The organism is Chryseobacterium elymi, from assembly GCF_003385495.1.
GTDB lineage: Bacteria > Bacteroidota > Bacteroidia > Flavobacteriales > Weeksellaceae > Chryseobacterium > Chryseobacterium elymi.
In genome coordinates, this window is sequence record NZ_QNUH01000054.1 from 1 (window position 1) to 2336 (window position 2336).

Consider the following 2336-nt stretch of genomic DNA (forward strand, 5'->3'; position numbering starts at 1 on the left):
CAATGGCAGCAGCGCAGAAGTTCTTGAAGAAAACAATTATTATCCATTTGGGTTAAAGCATGAAGGATATAATGCTTTGACAGGAAATTCTGCTTATAAGTATCAATATAATAGTAAAGAATTACAGCAGGAAACGGGACAGTATGATTATGGAGCAAGATTTTACATGCCGGATATTGGAAGATGGGGAGTAATAGATCCGTTGGCGGAGAAAATGACGAGACATAGTCCTTATAATTATGCTTTTAATAATCCGATTAGATTTATTGATCCGGATGGAAGAAAACCCGAAACAGATTTTACGTTAAATGTAAAAACTGGAGAAGTAAAACAAGTTGGAGAAACAAACAATCAGCCAGATAGAATTCTTAAGACAGATAAAAATGGAGAAGTAAAATATAATAGAAAGGGAGAAGCTAAGGTTGAAGTAGATAATATTGCAAAAGGAATATTAAAAGATGGCCAGAATTTTAAAAGCAAAGATAATATCATTGATGTAGGCGGAAAGAATCAACCTTCTTTAGCGGGTGTGGAAGACTTTCTTGTTAAAGTATCTAATTATGTTGGGACTGAATTTTCAGGAGCTTATTTATCCAGTGAAAATTCCGCAGATGCTAAAATTAGTAGCGTTTATATAGATGAATATGATGGAAACACTTATTCGAGTTCTAATACGACAATTAATCGAAATAGTCTAAATAGACAAGGATTATTTACTAATACAGATTTTCATACTCACCCAACTGGAGGATATAGCAGAGATGCAAGCACTTCCCCGTCTAAAGCAGATAGGGATTTTAGGGATGGTTGGAAACCATATTTTCACAAATTTATAATCTTAACAAATCCTACATATGGACCAGGAGTTGAAACGGTTGATTATACGAAAGATTAACAATATGAAAAGGAAAATATATTTGTATTTATTAGTCTTATTTTTACCATTATCTTGTAATGGTCAGACAAAAGGACTTATTTCAAAAGGAGATTATTTAGTAGCAATTGATAATGCTGTAAGTGATTTTTCTAAAACTTCTTCATTATTGAAAAAAGATACTTTTTTTTCAGTTTCGTATAAAGTAAAGACTAACATTATTGAAGTAAATATAATTGGAAATTCTAACAAATTTTATATTGATAATGATAAACCTTTAAATCGGTTGCCAACAAATTATATAGAAAGTAATGGTAAAATATTTTATTGGTTTGATGATAATCAAAATAATTCAAATCCTAATATTATTAATAAATTAAAAGAATATAAATTAATAGAATATAATGCGGAGACTATTGAATACAGTAGAGATGATAAGAAAAAAGGTGTTAGTTATTATTTCTGTAAAAATGACTTAACTAATTATAAAAAGGTAAAATCAAATATTTCACAGGATATTACTCTGAAAGTATCTTGTAAATAAAAAATACAATTAACAAAAACTCCCGTATCTCCCACGATTGTATCGTGTGGGAGATAATAAAAAAGACCTCGCAATATGTGAGGTTTTTTGTAATTATAAGCAGCTACATTGTTATTAATCCTTCCAACCATTCAGGGAGAATCCGTATTGACTCAAACTCTATCAGCCGATGGAAGAAGCACAAAAGGACTTCCCGTGCTTAGTTTAGTTAAAAACATTGAAGACGATAACTGGACAAAGAACTACACCTATTACGATACCAAGGGAAGAGCTATTGGAAGTCATTCCATTAATCACCTGGGAGGCTATACCAAAACAGAATCCAAACTGGATTTTGCAGGAGTTCCTCAGAAAGTTAATACTTACCACGCAAGAAAATCCAATGAAGAAGGAGTCATGGTAAAAGAACGTTTTGTCTATGATAATCAGAACAGGCTTTTACAGCATTACCACCAGGTTGACAGCCAGCCAGAAGAATTATTGGTTCAGAACGAATACAACGAACTTTCTCAGTTAAAAAACAAGAAAGTCGGAAATAACCTTCAAAGTATTGATTACGATTACAATATCAGAGGATGGATGACACACATTAACAAAGATCAGATGGCTGTCCCCAACTTAGGAGGAAAATTATTTTCTTACAAGATCAAATACACCCAAAAAGAAGGAATAGAAAATCCAGACCCTGTACAGTTTGGAGGAAAGAATGTAAAAGCTAAATACAACGGAAATATTGCCGAAGTAGATTGGCGGGCAGTAGAAACATTAGGTGTTAATCCATCTTCTACCCCCAAAAGATATGGCTATACCTATGATAACCTCAACAGGCTTACAGCGGGATATTACCAGAATCCAAACAACCCTTACAGCAAAGAAAATACAGAATCTCTGGCGTATGATCTCAACGGAAACATTACC

Annotated in this window: 2 protein-coding genes and 1 pseudogene; all 3 read left to right on the forward strand. The window is 32.8% G+C overall.

Annotated elements, in window-relative coordinates:
• Positions 1 to 895 (forward strand): RHS repeat-associated core domain-containing protein (locus DRF60_RS21680; protein WP_238640272.1); only part of this gene is annotated, 895 nt, incomplete at its 5' end.
• A 4-nt stretch (positions 896 to 899) separates the two neighbouring features.
• Positions 900 to 1418, forward strand: coding sequence for a hypothetical protein (locus DRF60_RS20775; protein ID WP_123902715.1), 519 nt, complete (start codon positions 900 to 902; stop codon positions 1416 to 1418).
• Between the two features lie 108 nt (positions 1419 to 1526).
• Positions 1527 to 2336 (forward strand): annotated as a pseudogene (locus DRF60_RS20780) (RHS repeat-associated core domain-containing protein); the annotation flags it as partial.